This is a genomic window from Treponema medium (genome assembly GCF_017161265.1).
GTDB lineage: Bacteria > Spirochaetota > Spirochaetia > Treponematales > Treponemataceae > Treponema > Treponema medium.
This window is the reverse complement of sequence record NZ_CP031393.1, coordinates 2,061,294-2,079,512: the sequence shown is the minus strand read 5'-3', so window position 1 is coordinate 2,079,512 and position 18,219 is coordinate 2,061,294. Positions and strand designations below refer to the sequence as shown.

The window sequence follows — 18,219 nt, the reverse complement described above, 5'->3', positions numbered from 1 at the left end:
TAGAGGCTCTTTTTAGATACCAGTAAAGGGGAGTACATAATGAAAAAAATAAGGATTTTCGCTGCCGCAGCGGTCTTCTTTTTAATTACATCTACATTGAATGCCCAGACAACTCGGCAGGATGCAGCCGATGTAATCGTCCTTATGGACACTTCCGGTACCGTGTTACCCTATTACGAGGTTATCAACAAGCGTGTACTACAATCTATCATTTCAAAATTTGTACGCATAGGGGACTCCTTTCATCTTATCTCATTTAGTGCGATTCCTCAGTATGAAATGTCACAGAAAATCAATACCGAAGCGGATCTATCCCGCGTTGTTTCCCGTTTTATGCTTCTGTATCAGCTGGGGCAAAGCGCCGATTTTTTATCCGGTATTAATTTTGCCGGTCAATATATGACGAGACTGCCTTCGCAGCAGGAAAAAATTCTTATTGTTATTTCGGACGGTATTTTTAATCCTCCTGCATCAAGCCCATACCGGGACTATACCGGTGAACAGGTAAAGACTGAATTAGCCAAGATTTCTGCCTCCATCCGTGCGCATGGCTGGAAGGTATATTATGTAAAACTGCCCTTCCCCTCCGATGCGGTCATTAAGGACTTGGACGGAGCTTTTTATGCAGGTAAGCTGGATGCTACAGGTTCGCTTGATCGATCAGGAGTCGATAGTGCAGTATCTTCTTCGGGTGCAGCTTCCGGCAGCACAGGCAGTACTTCGAACGGGCAGAAAGGATACGCATCTGATATCGGCACGAATGCACAAAACAAAGCAACAGGACGAACCGATAGTCCGGCTGCCGCTTCTTCCGGATCAAATACCGTGCAAGGTGTAACCGATTCATTTGCCACAGCGGATTCCAATTCCACTACCGGCAATACCATAGACGCTCAAAATCAGGCGGGTACAACAGACAGTTCGAATATGGCAGGGCAAAATGCCGTATCGGCAACCGGCGGACAGGGAACCGGCACAGGTAGCGATTCCGCCGGACAAGGAGCGAAAGAATACACCGATGTGTCGCAGGCCTTTACGGAAAACCTTGGTATTGAACCGAGCAGTTTGCCGGAAGAAGGCGAGGTGGAATTCAATGACACGGCATTCCCTATTCCGCACATTATCTTTCCCGAACGTATAGAAACCTCAGGTAATACCGCCGAACTGCCGCTCACTATTATTAATGAAGCGACAGAACCTGTTGAAATACAATTACAAAGTGTTTCTTTGACAACCGGCAGTGAAACACAAAAGCAGCAACTGGAAAATATCATTGTTCGTATTCCTCCCGAAGGTAAAAGCGAACTTACCATACGGATTGCACTGCCCGACAGCTTACGGAGAGAAGGGAAACACCGTACCGATATACGGCTTGACCTTGCACAACAAGATAAGTCATTTTCCCAAGCGGCAGCCGTATTACTCACCGTTAAACCGACATTCATGCAGTCACTGCTGCAGGGTAATCTTCTATGGATTCTACTCGCCGCGCTGGTATTTATCCTTATCCTGCTGTTAATCATATTTATACTTCGCCGCCGAGCTTCTGAACCGGTTAAATATGCCGCACGGATGGTCGGACAACAGTCGGATTTAAGACAGCAAAGCAATACTGTTCAACAAACCGATTTTAATAGGAACCAGCGAGAAGCGCTTACCGCTTCCCAAACAAAATATTATCCCGAACAGCTGGGAAATAAAACCGATCCGCGCGACACCCTGAATACCTTCGGTTCACAAACAGCGGCAGCGACTGCGGCAACTAAAACCGAAACAGCAGCACAATTTGATCACCTTGCACAAGAACGATCCCGTGCTGCCGAAGGGCGTTTTGCCTTGTTAAACAGCGCAGAAACCCATCTCAACCGCCGTCCGGGATTGAATCACGGCTATTATAGCGGCAGGGTCAGTACAAAGCCTTCGCAGTCGGGAATGACAGAGCTTTTCGTCTATAACCAAACCACACTAATTGGAAAACGAAATATTCACGTAATGAAGTCAGGCACCCGCCTTAGCATCGGCGGCAGCAAGAGCGATGATTTTTTAATCTTTCTAGTACCTTTCCCTGCCAATCTTGCGCAAGTACAGTATGACGGTAATGATTATCGTGTTTCGATTTTAAAACCCGAGTATTTCCCATACGAAACATCGAATACGATTTATCCCTGCATCGGGCGAGACATAACAGCGGTGTCTAAGAAAGGCTATCATGTTACGTTTACGTTTAGAGGCTATGAAGACCCGATGATTAGGTTGAATACGCTCCTTACGTCGATTAATTACACTGAAGATCGCTAGCTAAAAAACGGGGCGTATAGCCCCGCAATCATCCTATGACTGAAAGAATTGTTCATCCCTTTCCGCCGGTATATAACTCCAAATCGCGTATTCTTATTTTAGGTTCTTTTCCCTCTGCCGCATCCCGTATGCAGGAATTCTACTATGGTCATCCACGGAACAGATTTTGGCCGCTTCTTGCCGCTTTGCTGGACGAGGCAGAGCCTCATTCAATAAAAGAAAAAAGAGAGATGCTGTTGCGCCATCATATTGCGCTGTATGATGCCGTTACCGCCTGTACAATTACCGGATCTGCCGATGCAAGTATACAGTCCATCATACCGGCGGATTTAAGCAGTATTTTCCAAGAAGCGCCGATCCAAGCAGTCTTTGCAAACGGTACGAAAGCGTACGAAGTATGTATCAAACACATTGGAATTTCGGCTATTAAGCTCCCGTCTACCAGCCCTGCAAATGCACGGTTCAGCTTTGCAGAGCTTTTAGCCGCATGGAAACAAATACTGCCGGAAGCAGGGCGAATACATTAGGTCGTTTTTTAACACTTCTGCACCGCCACGGCACGAATGCCCTATCAACAGAGCTAATGCATTCGCAAAATTACCAGCCTATATTATTCTGCTTACTCGGTTCCGAGGTTATCTACGCTGTAATCGTAAACCGTCCAAATGTCATCACGGGAGGCAAGGTTATAGGTAAAGCGCTTCTTTTCGCGAAAGCTGGTGTAATCGAACCATTCGATAACCGTAACCTCCGCTTCAGTCGTGCTGTAAGTTGTCCGCTCGATGGTAAACTCTACCGGAATCATTGCGATGTCTTTATCGGTACGCGACTGCATAAGATCGTGCTTATAAGTGTCGATCATACTGATACGTCCAGCTTCTGCTTCCGCTTTATATCTGCGGCTCCGTATCGGATCGCGGGCAATCATACGTTCAATATCAAGATATAGGAAGAATTGATCCCACTGCGATTTTTGGCGGGCAGTCAGCATATAGCTGATAACCTTGTCGGGGGAGATCGGCTGAGGCTGAAGCACTTCCCGTGAAACAGAGGCGATCGGAACGGCTCCAAGGGCAGCAGCCGAAGGAGAAGGCTTTATTTCAAGCCCGAGTCTATTGGAAGATACATGCATCTCTGAAGAATCGCTGAGGCGTTTTAATTCAGGATAAAAATTGGCAGAAAGCATATATGCGCCCGGACTTTCAATCGTAATATAATCTTTTACATTCTCAACAAAGGCATACGTTTCCCCGGTCTCTATCGTAATTTCTCGGAAATAAATCTGCTGATTGGTATTCCGTTTCCGAATCCACGGCTCAGTATGGGCAAGGCTCTTGTTTTTGGTATTTAATACCGAAAAATCAATGCTAAACATACGATCGTTTGCCAGTTTAAACCGCAACGGTTTGCTCCCTTTATTGGTAATGGAAACCTTTACAAAAATAGGTTCCGTTCCATCGTTTCCGGGATAATATACGCGGCGATCGTAAAATCGGATTGCAACATCCGCATCAAAAGATTTGCTTTCAGTATCCGTTTCGGCGGCAAAACACCATACTCCGAATAAAACGGCGGCGACTACTATTGAGACTATTTTCTTTGCTGACATATTCCTCTTCCTTAACGGCATTGCATATCTACGATGCCCTCTTACGCTTATATCGGCAGTTTAACCCATTCTCTTTATGCCGAATTGATGTACCGCATTGCATATTTTACGATTTTATGGCATATACCGATTATGACTTCAATTATTTCATGGAACGTAAATGGCATTCGCGCCGCACAAAAAAAAGGGTTTTTGGAATGGCTTTATACCGAAAATCCTGACATACTTTGTTTACAGGAAACAAAAGCTCGTAAAGAGCAGCTGACTTCGGAACTGATCAACCCTGTTTGGAAAGAGGGAGTTTATAAAACATACTGGCAGGCAGCCAAAAAACCGGGCTATTCGGGAACTGCCGTATTCTGCAAAAAAGAACCGCTCAATATCCGTACGATGAACATTTCTGCTTTTGACGATGAAGGACGAGTGCTTGTAGCCGATTTCGAAACGGTATCGGTTATTTCCGCCTATTTTCCCAACTCTCAAGAAGGAGGAGCGCGGCTCGGCTATAAGCTCGATTTTTGCGCAGCGATGCTTGAGTTTTGTAATGCACTGCAAAAGGAAGGTCGGCATATTGTACTGTGCGGAGACTACAATATCGCTCATACCCCTATAGATCTTGCCAACCCAAAGGCAAACGAGCAAAACCCCGGTTATCTGCCCGAAGAGCGGGCATGGATGGATACCTTTACGCAGGCAGGATATACCGACACCTTCCGGCATTTTTGTGCGGAACCGCATCAATATACGTGGTGGAGCTATCGTTTTCATGCCCGCGAGAAAAACATCGGATGGAGAATAGACTATCACTGTGTAGACAACGCTTTCTTACCGAATATCTGCGAATCATCAATTAAAGCGGATGTATTGGGTTCCGACCATTGTCCCATCAAGTTAGTGTATAAGGAATAATGCGGCAGGCTATGTTTGAGATCTCGTGTATAATACTTATGGGAACCTCTAAAAGCTAATTCGCAGTCCGCAAGGCGGACAAGTTAATGAATTTCTTTACAGAACAAGCCGATAGGCTTGCAGTTTTTTAAGATGCCCTTTGCTCACCGGTTTTCCTTAGACTTAATTTGCGATGTTGTGATGAAAAATGTACTTCCTTGTACGTTTTTGGCAATGCGACGCAGTAGATGCGCCGTCTATTTTCAAAAGAGTTATTGGCCTTGATATTCTTCAATAGTATCATTCAGATGTTCGAGCGTAACCCCTGCTTGTTTGAACATCTCGATTGAGTCGGCGCTATCGTGGTACCGTTTTTCGGCAATAACCCGTTTGATACCGCAGTTGATAATCAGCATTGCACACGTTCGGCACGGGGTCATTTTGCAGTAGAGCGTTGCGCCGTCGATACTGATACCCCGTTTTGCCGCTTGGCAAATGGCATTCTGCTCTGCATGAACGGTACGGACACAGTGTTGACTGATGGAACCGTCTTCATGCTGCACCTTTTTAAATTGATGCCCTACGTCATCGCAATGGGGTAACCCGCGAGGAGCGCCCACATAGCCGGTAACCAAGAGCTGGTTATCCCGCGCAATAACGCAACCGGATCTGCCTCGATCGCAGGTCGCACGTTTTGCAATTGCACGGCACACTTCCATAAAATATTCATCCCAAGTTGGGCGGACGTACGGTTGTTCACTCATGTTTTATCCTTTTATAAGACACGTGTATGCGACTTGCGTTTGTGTCCTATCTGCTCCTTTGTGAAAACTCCCTTATAGCCACGGGTTAATACCTTCATCCTGTATTGTTCCATTGTCCTGTTCCTGTGTTTCGGATTCGGCGCCGGAAGGGGCAGTTTCTAAGGGCGGGAAAGACGGTAAAGGGGTTCCCTCGTCGATCGTTTCCAAATGTGTTTGAGGAATCGGCGGCTGCAACGTATTGCCCACTCCTGATGTTCCCGAAGTCTGCCCCTGTTGAATTGCTGCATTTTGTTCTTGCTGAGGAGTCAACGTCGAAGACTGATTTTCGGATGTCTCATCTTCACCTGAGCGTAAGTATGGGTTAGATTCAAAAATGCTGTCTGAGCTGGAAGGTACTGTAAGATCGCCGGTTATAGATGAATCTGTCGTATAGGAAGTATTTCCCCTCCGTCTTTGTTTGCTCGGTTCAGGGTCTTCAAAAATACGCGGGTCAATGAGTACATCCGTTTTAATAATGTCGACCGGCGCTTGTCCGGTACTGTAATTGCTTTTGCGTAGACGGTCTTTTGCAATTTCGAGCAGTACATTGTTTGCTTCATGATAAGTACACGCCTCTGTCGGTTCTGTACCGGATAAAAAGTAGAGCGACACTGTTCCTTCGTTGCAGTACGGCGTTTGCAACATTCCGGATTTTGAACAAACCGAAACGGCAGTTAATCCTGTTTCAGGCCGAATAAAGTCCCGATACGGCATATCTTCATGGATTGCCTTCATAAAGTTTGCCCACGGCGGTCCTGCAAGTGTCGCCCCCGTGTTATCAAGACCGAGCGACTGACCTCCTTTGTCATACCCGAACCAAACGGCGGCAGTATAATACGGAGAAAAACCGATTGTCCATGCGTCAGACCAGTTTTGGGTCGTACCGGTTTTACCCGCAACAGGCATAGAAAAATACTTACCGGTTTTCTTATCCTTATAACGGAACTTTGAACCGCTGCTTGAAGCATAAGCGAGTGTCCCTTCAGTAACCGTTCTCTTTAGTACCGAAGTCATAAGATAGGCATTTTGGGGGCTGATAACCTGCATCGCATTTCCTCGCCGCCGCTGATCCAACCGTAAATCCCGTTCGGGATCCATCACAATGGTGCCGTTGCGGTTTTCGACGGTTCGGATGGCTATTGGGTCAACCCGCCGCCCCTGATTTGCAAAGACGGCAAACGCCTTTGCCATCTGGACGGGTGCAACGCTGATAACACCGAGCGCGAGCGGATATAGCCGCGGGAACGTGCGGTCGATTTCGTCCGGATCGGTGATGCCGAGCAGCGCTGCTGAGCGGGTGATTGCCGCATCAAAACCGATTGTATCGAGTACCTTAATTGCCGGAATATTCAGAGACTTTGCAAGCGCTCTCCATGCGAGAACAGTACCCTGCCAATGCCCTGCATAGTTATTGGGGATATATGGAACGCCGCTCTGGTTTTGAAATACCTGCGGTGTATCTTCCAGCACGGTTGCCGGTGTAATCAATTTGGTGTCGAAGGCTGCGGAATACAGAAGAGGCTTAAATGAACTTCCCGGTTGGACGCGCCCCTGTGTCGCCCGAATCATCTGATTCGATTCGTCGAATTTACTTCCACCGACGAGCGCCGTAATGTATCCGGTATTATTTTCCAAACAGATGAGCGTTCCCTCAACTGTTTTTCTTGCAAGCTCATCTTGAACCTTAGCCGTACTTTTTGTACCGGTAATTTTGAGATTGTTTAAACCGAAGAGCATTGCCGACATATCTACAATAGGATTTAAATTGCTGCGATAGTAGGAAAGGGTTTTTGCTTGCACCCGTTCGGAATCGATATGGAGTGCCGGAATATTAAAGGCGAGTGAAACGAGCGCAGTGATGTTGCTGTACAGTTCGCTCTGTGCAAATCGGTGCGAACGGGTATTTCTTACGCGGCTATTGGCAATGCGGATATAGTCTCCCATCTCTTTTTCAGCTGCTGCTTGATGGCGCAGGTCGCAAGTGGTATGTACAATATATCCATCGGAATAAAAATCCATCGTGCCGTACATCATCGTTTCAAGCTGGCGGCGTACATATTCGGAAAACCAGCGGGCTTTATCTTCGCGGTTAAACCATGCGGACGAAGCGGTTCGGGTATAATCGAAATGAGCCCAATACTCATCGTAGGACTCGTCTCGTTCCTCTTTAGTGAGATAACCGAGCCTAACCATCTCGTCGAGGATGTAACCTTGGCGTTCCTGTACGCGGTTCGGGTATTCAAAAGGATTGTAATAGGCGGGGTTTGACAGCTGAATAACCAGTATCGCTGCTTCCGCAGGGGTAATTTCCGCTACGGAGTGTCCAAAATAAAAACGACAGGCAGCGCTGACGCCGTAGGTACCTCCGCCGAAATAGACTTTATTCAAATAGAGTTCGAGAATTTCGTCTTTTGAGTATCGGCGTTCCATTTGAACCGCCCACCACAGTTCTTTTACCTTTCGCGAAATACTCATATCGGTACGGTCACAGTACAAAAGCCCTGCTATTTGCTGTGTAATGGTACTTCCGCCGCCGAGTGTTCTGTGGGTAAGCTTGCCGATAACAGCACGGAAAATCGCCTTTAAGGTAAAGCCTCGGTGCTGATAAAAGCTGCGATCTTCGCGTACAAGGAGCGCATTAATCAATGCAGGCGGTATCTGTTCAAACTTAATAATTTCCCGTTTCTCGTTGGAAGAGAATTCGGTAATTAAGTCTCCGCGTATATCAAGTATCCGGGTTGGTAAATCGGGATTAAAAGCCGTAAATTGTTCACTTTGCTTTACGGCAGCCGTTTCTGCCAGTAAGTAGCCCAGCATCGCCGAACCTGCAGCAAGCACGGTAAAAACAATAATAAGGTAAATATATAAAAAGACGGTACGTCCGCGCATGTGCCTATAAAAGCACAAAATCATTTTTTTTTCAAGCATATACCCGTGAAGTATTTACCTTGCGTAATCTATAAAAAAAGGTTACACTAAATAGATAGCGGGATATGAAAACGATTTGAATTTTTAGATCCCTGTCGAAAATATCCGAACGTTGATTATTAGAGGAGACTCGATCATGGATAGTAATACCATTCTGACCTATGCAAAGCAGTACATGGCGGAAGAAACTGATCCGGCATTCGTAAAAGAAGTAGAAGCGCTCATTGCAAAGAACGATGAGAAAGAGCTGTTTGACCGCTTCTACCGTCAATTGGAATTCGGAACCGGTGGTTTGCGCGGGATTATCGGCGGCGGAACAAACCGGATGAATCCTATGGTGATTAAAAAGGCGACTCAAGGACTTGCCGACTATATTATCGAAACCTTCCCCGAAAAGGCAAAGAGCGGAACATTAAAAGCCGTTATTGCCCACGATTCGCGCCGCTATTCGGATGTGTTTGCAGAGGCAACCGCCCTCATTTTTGCAGCGAACGGTTTTACGGTCTATTTGTTTTCGGCATTGCGTCCGACACCGGAGCTTTCCTATGCAATCCGGCAGCTTGGCTGCGATACCGGCGTTGTTGTTACCGCTTCTCACAATCCGCCGCAGTATAATGGATACAAAGCCTATTGGAATGATGGAGCGCAAGTTATTCCACCCCACGATAAGGGCATTATCGACAAAGTAAACACGGTTAAGAAAATTAACATGATGAACCGCGACGAAGCAATTAAGAACGGTAAACTCATCATCATCGATAAAGAGATAGACGAAAAATACTGGGCGAGCGTTAAAGCCAAGCTGCACCGCGGTGATCTTATTAAAGAAATGTCCAAGTCCGTAAAAATTGTCTACACCCCGCTGCATGGTACCGGTGCGATGCATGTCGAAAAAGTACTCGGCGATATGGGCTTTAACATCATCACCGTGCCGGAACAGCGTCAGCCGGATGGAAATTTCCCAACAGTCAGCTACCCTAACCCCGAAGACCCGGCTGCGCTTAAAATGGCGATTGAATTGGCGGAAAAAGAAGGCGCCGATATTTTAATGGCAACCGACCCTGATGCTGACCGTTTCGCTTCGGCGGTAAAAGACAGCACCGGAAAGATGCACCTTATCACCGGCAACCAGATGGGTGCTCTTTTTACCGACTACCTCTGCCTAACTGCAAAAGAATTCGGTGTTATGCCGGCAAAACCTGCTATTGTTCGTTCTATTGTAACGTCCCACCTGTGCGACCGCATCGCAAAAGGTTACGGAGTTGAATCCTTTGAATGCCTAACCGGTTTTAAATGGATTTGCAATAAGGCTGACGAGATTACCAAACAAGGGTATCATTATATCTATGGTTTTGAGGAAAGCTACGGCTATAATTTCGGGATGGAAATCCGCGATAAAGACGGAATTGCAGCCTCCGCACTTTGCGCCGAGATGTCGCTTTATTGGCGTAAACAAGGGAAGAGCTTGTTAGAGCGTTTAGACGAACTCTTTATACAGTACGGTTGCTTCTGCGAAACAACCATCAACAAGGTGTTCCCGGGTGCGGAAGGCGTAGAAATTATGAAAAATATGATGATAAAACTCCGTACTTCCGCATTAAAGGATATTGCCGGTGTAAAGGTTCTCACCATCCGCGACATCGATCAATCATGTTCCTATAATCCGCTTACTCCCGATAAGAAAGAAACAGTACATCTTCCGGTAAGTAATGTGCTGCAGTATTATCTTGAAGACGGAACAATTATCAGTGTCCGTCCGAGCGGTACCGAACCTAAGATCAAGTTTTATATCATCCACCCGCAGCCGGTACAGGGTAAGGATGTTGCCGCTGCTCAGACCAAAGCGGAACAGCAGGTTAAAATTTTTGCTCAAGCACTGGACACTCTTGTCTAATGACGAGTTATGATTGGTTGGCTGCCGTATACGACACGGCGGCCTTTATCGCTTTTGATACCGAAACAACCGGTCTTGATCCCTCATCGGGGCGAATTGTCGAAATCGGTGCGGTAAAGTTCGATCGGCGCGGTGTCATTGCCCGGTACAATGTGCTTATCAATCCTGAAATGCCGATGCCGGAGGAGGCAGGCAAGGTAAACGGAATCACCGATGAGATGTTGAAGGATAAGCCGTTGATTGCCGATGTTTTTCCTGACTTTTTCGATTTTATCGGTACCGGTGTTTTAGTTGCGCATAATGCTCCGTTTGACATTAACTATGTTAATGCGGAGTTAAAGCGCGCTGGAAAACCGACTTTAACCAATAAAGCCGTCGATACGCGGATATTTGCAAAGGAAGTATTTCCCGGACTTTCCAGCTATGCATTGCAGGATCTTGCCGTGCAGTTCGGCATTACGGCGCTGGAAGCTCACCGCGCCGAAGATGATGCTCGCGTTTGTATGGAGCTTTTTGAAAAGATTTTAAGCAGATTTTTAAAAAACAATCCCGAGCTTGTAGAAAAAATCCGTGCAGAAACGGATGCTACAAGCCTGTTAGCTCCCGAAACGGAGCAAAAAGAGAAAGATTATTCACGGAGTTTATTTTGATACCGCAACAAAAACGAGAAACAACCTCAATCACAAATCCTTTTAAGGCACCTGTATATTATTACGCGCGTACCGATTCTACATTGCAAGCTGCCCGCGAATGTCTTGCGGACGGTTGTCCGGACGGAACATTCATCTATGCCGGTTATCAGACGGAGGGGCGAGGCCGCATGTCCGGTCGGCAATGGCTTTCTCCTGCAGGGGAAAACCTGCTTGGTACGCTTATTTTGAGGCAGCCTGCATCCACCGATTTTACGCTGCGGATAGGGCTGGCAGTAAGTTTAACACTCGATTCGTTTTTGCCTTCCGGTGTGCGGACTGCCGTTAAGTGGCCGAATGATATCTTTATCAATGGGAAAAAAGCTGCCGGCATCCTGTGCGAAAGTGCGGGCGGCTGTGTTCTTGCCGGTGTCGGTATTAACCTGCTTCAAACAGCTTTTTTGCGCAGTATAGAACACACGGCAACTTCGCTTGCAATGATCATCGGCGCCGACAAATGCCCCACGTTTGAAGTGTTTATTCCTGCGCTGCTGACTCAAATACAGGAATGTCTTAGCCGCCGCGATTGGAACGAGGAAATCAGCCACCGGCTTTGGAAGCGAGGTTCTGTAGTACGCTTTATGCGCGGGCAACAGGAGAACGACGTCGTCGAAGGTATTCTTACCGGTATCGCGCCGGACGGAGCGCTGTGCATTACGGAAGAGGATAAGGAACGCCGGTACTATTCAGGTGAATTGATCTATTAATCAGTTTACAGGAGCCGTTAAAAACAGATCGTATTTTAAGAGGCGTCCTAAAGTTTTTCTTTGGGGATGATAACGAGATTCCGTTCCGCGTCATAAAAGGGTGTTTGTACCGGTATCACCTGATAGTCCGGTTTATAAGCGCCCAAAGCTTGCATCTCTTCTTCAATTGCGGTGCGTTTTCCCTTGTAGGCAGCTAAGATACCGGTACTGCGAATTCGTTTTTGCAGGGTCGCAAGCATTGTGCGGTCAAGCGGCCGAAATGCTCGGAATACGGCAATATCAAAATAATCGGCAGGAGCTTTTTCTGCCTCGGATTCCAGCACAGAGGTATTGGTCAACCCTAGCATGGCTTGTACGTTTTCCAAAACAGCGCATCGTTTGTGCATCCGCTCTATTAACGTAAATTTAATGCTCGGATCTTTAAGTAAAAACAGACATGCAAGCGGAATACCCGGCAGCCCCGCTCCCGAACCGATATCCGCAATAGTACAGGTGTCTTCGCTTTTGTGTGAATCGAGCCGGTGCGCTAACGCTTCCCACGGCGCAAGGCTGTCGAGGATATGTTTGATAATCAGCTCTTGAGTGTTTTGTACCTTTATCAAATTAAATGCGGCATTAAACGTTTCAAGTTCGCGAATGTATCGCGTTAACATATCTACCAATTTTCCTTGGCGGTCTTCAATATGTAATGCGGCTAATCCCGCTTGTAAAAGTTCCGTGTTTTGTGTATCCATTGTAAAGTGCACTCCCAATGCCGATTGCAAATTAAATCTAAAGAAAATCGGTGAGCAAAGCTCACCTCTAAAAACTGTTTCGCAATCCGCTTTAGCGGATATAATAAATCATTCTTTACAGAAAAAGCCGATAGGCTTGCAGTTTTTAGAACTGCCCAACTGTTTATTTTATTCCGTAGGCGTCGGTGATGGGCAGCACGAATAAGATGCCGTGGCCGTCCTTTTCAATATCGCTATGGCTGCGGATGGCGGCAACGACGGGTTCAACCTGTTCGGGATCTACAATTGTTAAGACAATTTCTTTTTCGGGTTCTATTTCAATATCGAAAATCAGCTTTGTTTGATTCGCGCCTGAACCACGGGCGTGAAGGATGGTGCCCCCGCGTGCTCCCGCTTCTATGGTAGCGTCCACCACATCATTAGCTCGTCCTCTATCTACAATTGTAAAAATCGCTGACTTCATAGCTTGTATCTCCTTTTGCGTTTCCGGCGGCAGTGCTCCGCTGAAATGTTTGTTTGAATAGGTAATCGGAATGATGAACGCAATGCCGAAATTTTTTCTGGTTACTTGATGGCGCCGGTTCAGTTCCTCCATAATCGAGGCAAGTTTATCATGTTCTCCCATCGTCAAAATCAATTCCTTTTGGATTTGATTGATGCCGAGAAAATCGAGCAGCTTACTTTTTACCGTGCCTTGAGCAAGCAGTGTTGTTGCGCCAATGAGGCCGAGCTCCCTGCCTTCGTGGATAATTTTCCGCGCTTGCCCATGCGGCACTAAAATGATCAATACTGAAAAAGCGGTCATGTCGTATTTCCTTTTTTACACATTTCGTTGTTTTAAATAAAACAGTAATCCCAGCACTTGCAGCGAGATAACCGGCGCCAAAGCGACCGCCGCGATAATACCGAACCCGTCGATAAGTACGTTTGCACCCGGCGTTGCTGCCGCCAGCCCTTGCGCAAAGGAGAGTACGAATGTCGCCGTCATTGGCCCCGATGCGACCCCTCCTGCGTCAAAAGCCATACCGACAAACAGCTCCGGTACAATCCACGAAAGTGCAAGCGCGACCATGTATCCCGGTAATAGAATATGCCAGAGCTGAAATGCGGGAATGACAATCCGCAGCATAGAAAGAAATGTCGCAATACTCACGCCGAGTGCAAGGAAGATGAGTACCAGCTTTCTCGGAATATAGCCGGCGCTGACGGTTTCAATTTGCTTGGTCAATACATAGACGGCCGGCTCCGCAAGGATGACCACACAGCCGATAAAAGCCCCGATGATTAAAATGAGTGGCAGATTTGCAATCTCTCCGATTTTATGCCCAATCAGAAAGCCGAGATCCAAAAAGCCTGCTTTTACTCCCGCTAAAAATAACATTAAGCCGACAAAGGTGATAATCATCCCTTTAATAATTCCGCTCAAGGTATTCTTTTTCAACCGTAACGAACATACATCGGTGAGTAAAAAGATAACCGCAATCGGTAACAGCGAGAGTGCCGATTCAGAGGCTGCATGTTTGAGTGCTTCGGATATGGCGGTAAGGATTGAGGCTCCGGCAGCAGGCTCCGAAATGCTGAAATTGTCATCAAAGGTCGGTAACTGCCGTATCAAGGTTATTGCAAGTACGCTCAAGATTGCTCCCGCCGAAACCATCCCGACAAGTCCGAAAGAATCCGTTTCCGATGCGATGGAGTTTTTCTTCATGCGGGAAACACCTGCTGCTATTGCCAGAACAAAAGGCACCGTAATCGCGCCGGTTGTTGCACCCGAAGAATCAAAGGCAATCGATATGCCCTCCCGTACCGAAAAAATCGAACAGAGCAATATCAATCCATAGGAGAAAGTAAAAGCTTTATGCTGCGGGATATGATAGACAATAGTTAATAATCCGACGGCAAGAAATACCGCGACACCGATTGAAACGATAACAATCAGCGTGGTTTGCGGGATTGCCCCCTTGGTGACTTGCATAACTTGAGCGCCGAGGATTTGCAGATCGGGTTCGGCAATCGAAATAAAAAAGCCGAGTATGAGCGCCCCGATAATAACCACCGATATTTTATTTTTCGCAGTGATAAACTGCCCCATCACATCACCGATCGGCGTAATACCGATGTCTATTCCGAATAGGAATATCGTAAGTCCGAGGCAGATAAAAACAACGCCGATTAAAAACTGAATAAAAAAAGTATAATCAACCCGCACAAAAAGGAAGTTCAAAATACAAATTAACACGGCAATGGGTAAAACTGAAAAAATAACTTCTTTACATTTTTCAGCTAAAACATTCATGAGGACTCAAGCGCCTCCTCTTTGCGAGGGATAAGGATAAACGAGTGGAAACCTCTAAAAACCGGTTCGTAATCCACTTTAGCAGATATGATAAAATATTTCTTTACAGAACAAGCCGATAGGCTTGATATTTTTAGAGGTTTCCTAAATACCTTATAATGTTAAGAATGCTCCCGGACCGAGCGGTAAGCCGGTTACATACCAGATAATCATCAAGCCGAGCCATGAAAGCAGGAACGCGATTGAATACGGCAACATTATCGATATCAATGTTCCAAGACCGGAATCCTCATCATACTTTTTCATAAAGACGACGATCATCGCAAAGTAGCTCATCAGCGGAGTGATGATATTGGTGCTGGAATCTCCAATACGATATGCAACCTGCGTTAAAGCCGGTGAAAGACCGAGGTTTACCATCATCGGTACAAAAATCGGCGCCATGATTCCCCATTTTGCAGAGGCGGAACCGATAAAGAGGTTCAAGAAAGCGGAAATAATAACGAATGCGATGATAAGCGGTAAGCCGGTAAATCCGATGCTCTTTAAAAAGTTTGCACCGTTTACGGAAAGAATGGTTCCGAGGTTTGTTTTACCGAAGTAGCTGACGAACTGTGCTGCAAAGAATGCCAGTACAAGGTAACCGGCCATTGAGTTCATTCCATGTGTCATTCCTTTTACGAGGTCGCCGGAATTCTTAATTTTTCCCAATTTTTTACCGTATACTAAGCCGGGTACCAAGAAAAGGATTAAGATAACGGGGAGCAAACCACCGTGCATAAAATTGCTGAGGGAACTGACCCCTGTTTTTGGATTCACTTCTTTTAATATGGCGAGAGACGGAAGACCGGGCAAACCGAACATTCCGATAATAAGTATGACCACCATAATCAAAATAGAAATACCGGCACGTTTTAATCCCTGTGTTTCTTCCGCAGAAACCGGTATATTGTCCGGCTGATAGGTTCCATGATATTCGCCTAAGTTTTTTTCTACGATTTTTTCGGTTACCAAAGTTCCAACGATTGTCAGCAAGACTGTTGAAACCATCATAAAGTACCAGTTACACGTCGGATCAAGCGGAATATCCATACCGGCATTGTGAAGCGCTTCAATAGTAATACCGGTTAATAGCGGGTCGGTAGTTCCCAGTACGAGGTTTGCAGAGAAGCCGCCTGAAACACCGGCAAAAGCAGCAGCAAGACCTGCCAACGGGTGCCGTCCGGCATTTGCAAACACAATAGCGCCAAGCGGAATAACTACAACGTAGCCTGCATCGGAAGCAATATTACTGATGATACCTGCAAAAACGACAACCGCTGTCATCAACCGAGGGTTAACATTACTGAGGAGCTTTTTCAATGAGGTATTGATGAGCCCTGTCCACTCGGCAACGCCGATACCGAGCATTGCGACCAATACCGTACCAAGCGGCGCAAAACCGGTAAAGTTTTTCGTTGCGCTGTTCAAAATATAGCGAAATCCCTCGACATTCAAAAGCGAAACAGCCTTTATCGTTACTTCCTGTCCTTTTTTTGCGTCAAAATAGGTAACCGGCGCACCAACAGCCGCTACAATGGCGGAAATAAAGACAACGATAATGCTGAGGATAAAGAATAACATCGCCGGATGCGGCAGCTTATTCCCAATCCTTTCAACACCCTTGAGAAAGCCTGAGACTTCCTTGTTCTTTTTTGTACTCATAAGAACTCCTAGAAAATAGTTTTCGCATATCATAATGCGATAATATTCTCAATTATATACGATGATTTCCATATTAGCAAATATAAATTTTAATAATATCAATATTTTTTTCCCATATAATTCTACCTAATTCTACCGTAATCCGCGAAAAGCAGTCGATGTGCTTGCACTGTTAATTAAACTGTTGTATATGGTTGACAATCCGATTCCGTTTATATATAGTTCTTTTTATCAAATAACTGACGATATCGTCGGTTTCTGTTTTAGGAGTTCTTATGACGGATAAACGGGAAGAGCTTGTTTCAGGAAATATATTCAAGCTCATGCTAAAATTAGGTGTGCCGGGCATTATCGGTATGCTGGTAATCAGTTTGTACAGCTTTGTCGATGCAATGTTTGTTGGACGGTATGTGGGCGAAAAAGCGCTCGGAGCAATCAGCGTCGCCTATGCTTTTACGCTGGTGAATAACGGTATCGCGGTATTGGTCGGGATTGGTTCCGCATCGATTTTATCGCGGGCAGTCGGCAGAAAAGACCAAAAGACCGTCGATGCGGTGATGGGAAACGTATTGGTGTTGTCGGTACTGATGTCCTCAGTAGTGATGATAGTCGGATACATTTTTGCGCCGCAGCTTCTCACCCTTATCGGGGCGGAAGGAGAAATGCACGCAATGGGGGTGCAATATTTACGGATTGTGTACCTTGGCTCCATATTTGTAAACTTCGGACAGGCTTCAAATATGGTACTGCGCGGAGAAGGAAGAATTGCACTTGCGATGATTATCATGGGATCCGGCGCCGTGCTGAATATTGTGCTTGACGCGCTGTTTATTATTGTATTCAACCAAGGAATCGCCGGTGCTGCCGTTGCCACGGTTATTTCGCAGGCGGTTTTCGCATTGGTCAGCTTTTTTTACTTTTTATGCTTCAGCAAAAATGTTCGCTTTAAAACCATTAAACCGGATAGATCGATTGTCGGAGAAACAATTGCAATCGGTATGTCTGCGATGATTATGCAGGTACTTTCGTTGGTGCAGCAAACGGTAATGTATTCGACATTGAAAAAATACGGCGGAGAAGATCAGGTTGTTCTAATGGGCGCATTCTTCCGCTATTTGATGTTGAGCTTTATTCCGCTGTGGGGATTAAGCCAAGGATACCAGCCCTTTGTCGGTACGAATTTCGGTGCAGGACTTTTTGATCGGGTAAAAAAAGGCACCGGCTTGTTCTATGGCTTCGGTCTTTTGCTTGCAATAACGGCATGGGGTATCTTTTTGCTCAGTCCCGAAAAGGTATTGGGCTTGTTCATCGATAACCCCGTACTTGTAGCACAGGGAAAAACCAATGCCGTTATTGCCATGATAATCTTCCCTGCGCTTGCGATTATGATATTGAATATGACGCTCTTTCAGGCTATCGGCAAGCCGAAACCCGCCGGTATTTTAGCGATTTCTCGCCAGCTCGTGCTTTTTGTACCCGCAGTACTGATACTGCCCCATTTTTTCGGAGCGCGGGGCGTATGGCTTGCTATGCCGCTCGTTGACGGAATCGTCGTAGTGCTTTCCGTTATTATTATGATAAAGATATTCGCAACCGACTTGGTAAAAAAATAACACTTACAGTCAGGCAACCGCTTAAAGTATTTTCGATGCGGTTGCCGTGTACGAAA

14 protein-coding genes are annotated in these 18,219 nt (G+C 46.1%); 7 read left to right on the top strand and 7 right to left on the bottom strand.

The annotated features are described in order from the left end of the window. Positions 1 to 39 precede the first annotated feature (39 nt). Both DWB79_RS09115 and DWB79_RS09110 read left to right on the top strand, forming a co-directional pair. Positions 40 to 2,298: a vWA domain-containing protein gene (locus tag DWB79_RS09115; protein WP_016523751.1), complete on the top strand. Its 2,259-nt coding sequence runs from the start codon at positions 40 to 42 to the stop codon at positions 2,296 to 2,298. Between the two features lie 35 nt (positions 2,299 to 2,333). Continuing rightward, positions 2,334 to 2,825: a DNA-deoxyinosine glycosylase gene (locus tag DWB79_RS09110; RefSeq protein WP_016523750.1), complete on the top strand. Its 492-nt coding sequence runs from the start codon at positions 2,334 to 2,336 to the stop codon at positions 2,823 to 2,825. 92 nt (positions 2,826 to 2,917) lie between these two features. On the opposite strand, the gene DWB79_RS09105 is transcribed toward DWB79_RS09110, so the two are convergent. Beyond that, complete coding sequence (locus tag DWB79_RS09105) at positions 2,918 to 3,907, bottom strand: hypothetical protein (protein ID WP_016523749.1); 990 nt, start codon at positions 3,905 to 3,907, stop codon at positions 2,918 to 2,920. 132 nt (positions 3,908 to 4,039) lie between these two features. Between DWB79_RS09105 and DWB79_RS09100 the strand changes: the two genes are divergently transcribed. Next, positions 4,040 to 4,816, top strand: coding sequence for an exodeoxyribonuclease III (locus DWB79_RS09100; RefSeq protein WP_040859632.1), 777 nt, complete (start codon positions 4,040 to 4,042; stop codon positions 4,814 to 4,816). Between the two features lie 251 nt (positions 4,817 to 5,067). Here the strand turns inward: DWB79_RS09100 and DWB79_RS09095 are convergent, their stop codons facing one another. Both DWB79_RS09095 and DWB79_RS09090 read right to left on the bottom strand, forming a co-directional pair. After that, a complete protein-coding gene (locus tag DWB79_RS09095; RefSeq protein ID WP_016523747.1) occupies positions 5,068 to 5,559 on the bottom strand; it encodes a deoxycytidylate deaminase in 492 nt (163 codons plus the stop codon). Between the two features lie 72 nt (positions 5,560 to 5,631). Beyond that, the gene (locus DWB79_RS09090) at positions 5,632 to 8,487 is read right to left on the bottom strand and encodes a penicillin-binding protein 1A (RefSeq protein ID WP_040859630.1); all 2,856 of its coding nucleotides are present in this window, start codon (positions 8,485 to 8,487) and stop codon (positions 5,632 to 5,634) included. A 175-nt stretch (positions 8,488 to 8,662) separates the two neighbouring features. Between DWB79_RS09090 and DWB79_RS09085 the strand changes: the two genes are divergently transcribed. From DWB79_RS09085 to DWB79_RS09075, 3 genes are read left to right on the top strand one after another with little or no spacing between them, the layout of a single operon-like run. Continuing rightward, complete coding sequence (locus tag DWB79_RS09085) at positions 8,663 to 10,420, top strand: phospho-sugar mutase (protein WP_016523745.1); 1,758 nt, start codon at positions 8,663 to 8,665, stop codon at positions 10,418 to 10,420. After that, positions 10,420 to 11,070, top strand: coding sequence for a 3'-5' exonuclease (locus DWB79_RS09080; RefSeq protein ID WP_016523744.1), 651 nt, complete (start codon positions 10,420 to 10,422; stop codon positions 11,068 to 11,070). Before DWB79_RS09085 ends, DWB79_RS09080 begins: the two co-directional genes overlap by 1 nt. After that, positions 11,067 to 11,816: a biotin--[acetyl-CoA-carboxylase] ligase gene (locus tag DWB79_RS09075; RefSeq protein WP_016523743.1), complete on the top strand. Its 750-nt coding sequence runs from the start codon at positions 11,067 to 11,069 to the stop codon at positions 11,814 to 11,816. The genes DWB79_RS09080 and DWB79_RS09075 overlap by 4 nt, the downstream gene beginning before the upstream one ends. A 47-nt stretch (positions 11,817 to 11,863) precedes the next feature. Here the strand turns inward: DWB79_RS09075 and rsmG are convergent, their stop codons facing one another. The 4 genes from rsmG to DWB79_RS09055 form a co-directional block, all read right to left on the bottom strand. After that, the gene (rsmG, locus tag DWB79_RS09070; protein WP_016523742.1) at positions 11,864 to 12,550 is read right to left on the bottom strand and encodes a 16S rRNA (guanine(527)-N(7))-methyltransferase RsmG; all 687 of its coding nucleotides are present in this window, start codon (positions 12,548 to 12,550) and stop codon (positions 11,864 to 11,866) included. Positions 12,551 to 12,713: 163 nt separating this feature from the next. Further along, positions 12,714 to 13,355, bottom strand: a complete 642-nt coding sequence (locus DWB79_RS09065) for a P-II family nitrogen regulator (RefSeq protein ID WP_016523741.1) — start codon at positions 13,353 to 13,355, stop codon at positions 12,714 to 12,716. A 15-nt stretch (positions 13,356 to 13,370) separates the two neighbouring features. Beyond that, entirely contained in the window at positions 13,371 to 14,846 is a 1,476-nt protein-coding gene (locus DWB79_RS09060; protein ID WP_016523740.1) for a DUF1538 domain-containing protein, read from the bottom strand. Positions 14,847 to 14,999: 153 nt separating this feature from the next. Continuing rightward, positions 15,000 to 16,550: an AbgT family transporter gene (locus DWB79_RS09055; RefSeq protein ID WP_016523739.1), complete on the bottom strand. Its 1,551-nt coding sequence runs from the start codon at positions 16,548 to 16,550 to the stop codon at positions 15,000 to 15,002. Positions 16,551 to 16,825: 275 nt separating this feature from the next. Here DWB79_RS09055 and DWB79_RS09050 point away from each other — a divergent pair, with 275 nt between their 5' ends. Further along, positions 16,826 to 18,163: an MATE family efflux transporter gene (locus tag DWB79_RS09050; RefSeq protein WP_016523738.1), complete on the top strand. Its 1,338-nt coding sequence runs from the start codon at positions 16,826 to 16,828 to the stop codon at positions 18,161 to 18,163. The last annotated feature ends 56 nt before the right edge of the window (positions 18,164 to 18,219 follow it).

Coding starts and splice junctions, on each gene's coding strand:
- DWB79_RS09115 (WP_016523751.1), top strand. CDS start 40: ATGAAAAAAATAAGGATTTTCGCTGCCGCAGCGGTCTTCTTTTTAATT.
- DWB79_RS09110 (WP_016523750.1), top strand. CDS start 2,334: ATGACTGAAAGAATTGTTCATCCCTTTCCGCCGGTATATAACTCCAAA.
- DWB79_RS09105 (WP_016523749.1), bottom strand. CDS start 3,907: ATGTCAGCAAAGAAAATAGTCTCAATAGTAGTCGCCGCCGTTTTATTC.
- DWB79_RS09100 (WP_040859632.1), top strand. CDS start 4,040: ATGACTTCAATTATTTCATGGAACGTAAATGGCATTCGCGCCGCACAA.
- DWB79_RS09095 (WP_016523747.1), bottom strand. CDS start 5,559: ATGAGTGAACAACCGTACGTCCGCCCAACTTGGGATGAATATTTTATG.
- DWB79_RS09090 (WP_040859630.1), bottom strand. CDS start 8,487: ATGCGCGGACGTACCGTCTTTTTATATATTTACCTTATTATTGTTTTT.
- DWB79_RS09085 (WP_016523745.1), top strand. CDS start 8,663: ATGGATAGTAATACCATTCTGACCTATGCAAAGCAGTACATGGCGGAA.
- DWB79_RS09080 (WP_016523744.1), top strand. CDS start 10,420: ATGACGAGTTATGATTGGTTGGCTGCCGTATACGACACGGCGGCCTTT.
- rsmG (WP_016523742.1), bottom strand. CDS start 12,550: ATGGATACACAAAACACGGAACTTTTACAAGCGGGATTAGCCGCATTA.
- DWB79_RS09065 (WP_016523741.1), bottom strand. CDS start 13,355: ATGACCGCTTTTTCAGTATTGATCATTTTAGTGCCGCATGGGCAAGCG.
- DWB79_RS09060 (WP_016523740.1), bottom strand. CDS start 14,846: ATGAATGTTTTAGCTGAAAAATGTAAAGAAGTTATTTTTTCAGTTTTA.
- DWB79_RS09055 (WP_016523739.1), bottom strand. CDS start 16,550: ATGAGTACAAAAAAGAACAAGGAAGTCTCAGGCTTTCTCAAGGGTGTT.
- DWB79_RS09050 (WP_016523738.1), top strand. CDS start 16,826: ATGACGGATAAACGGGAAGAGCTTGTTTCAGGAAATATATTCAAGCTC.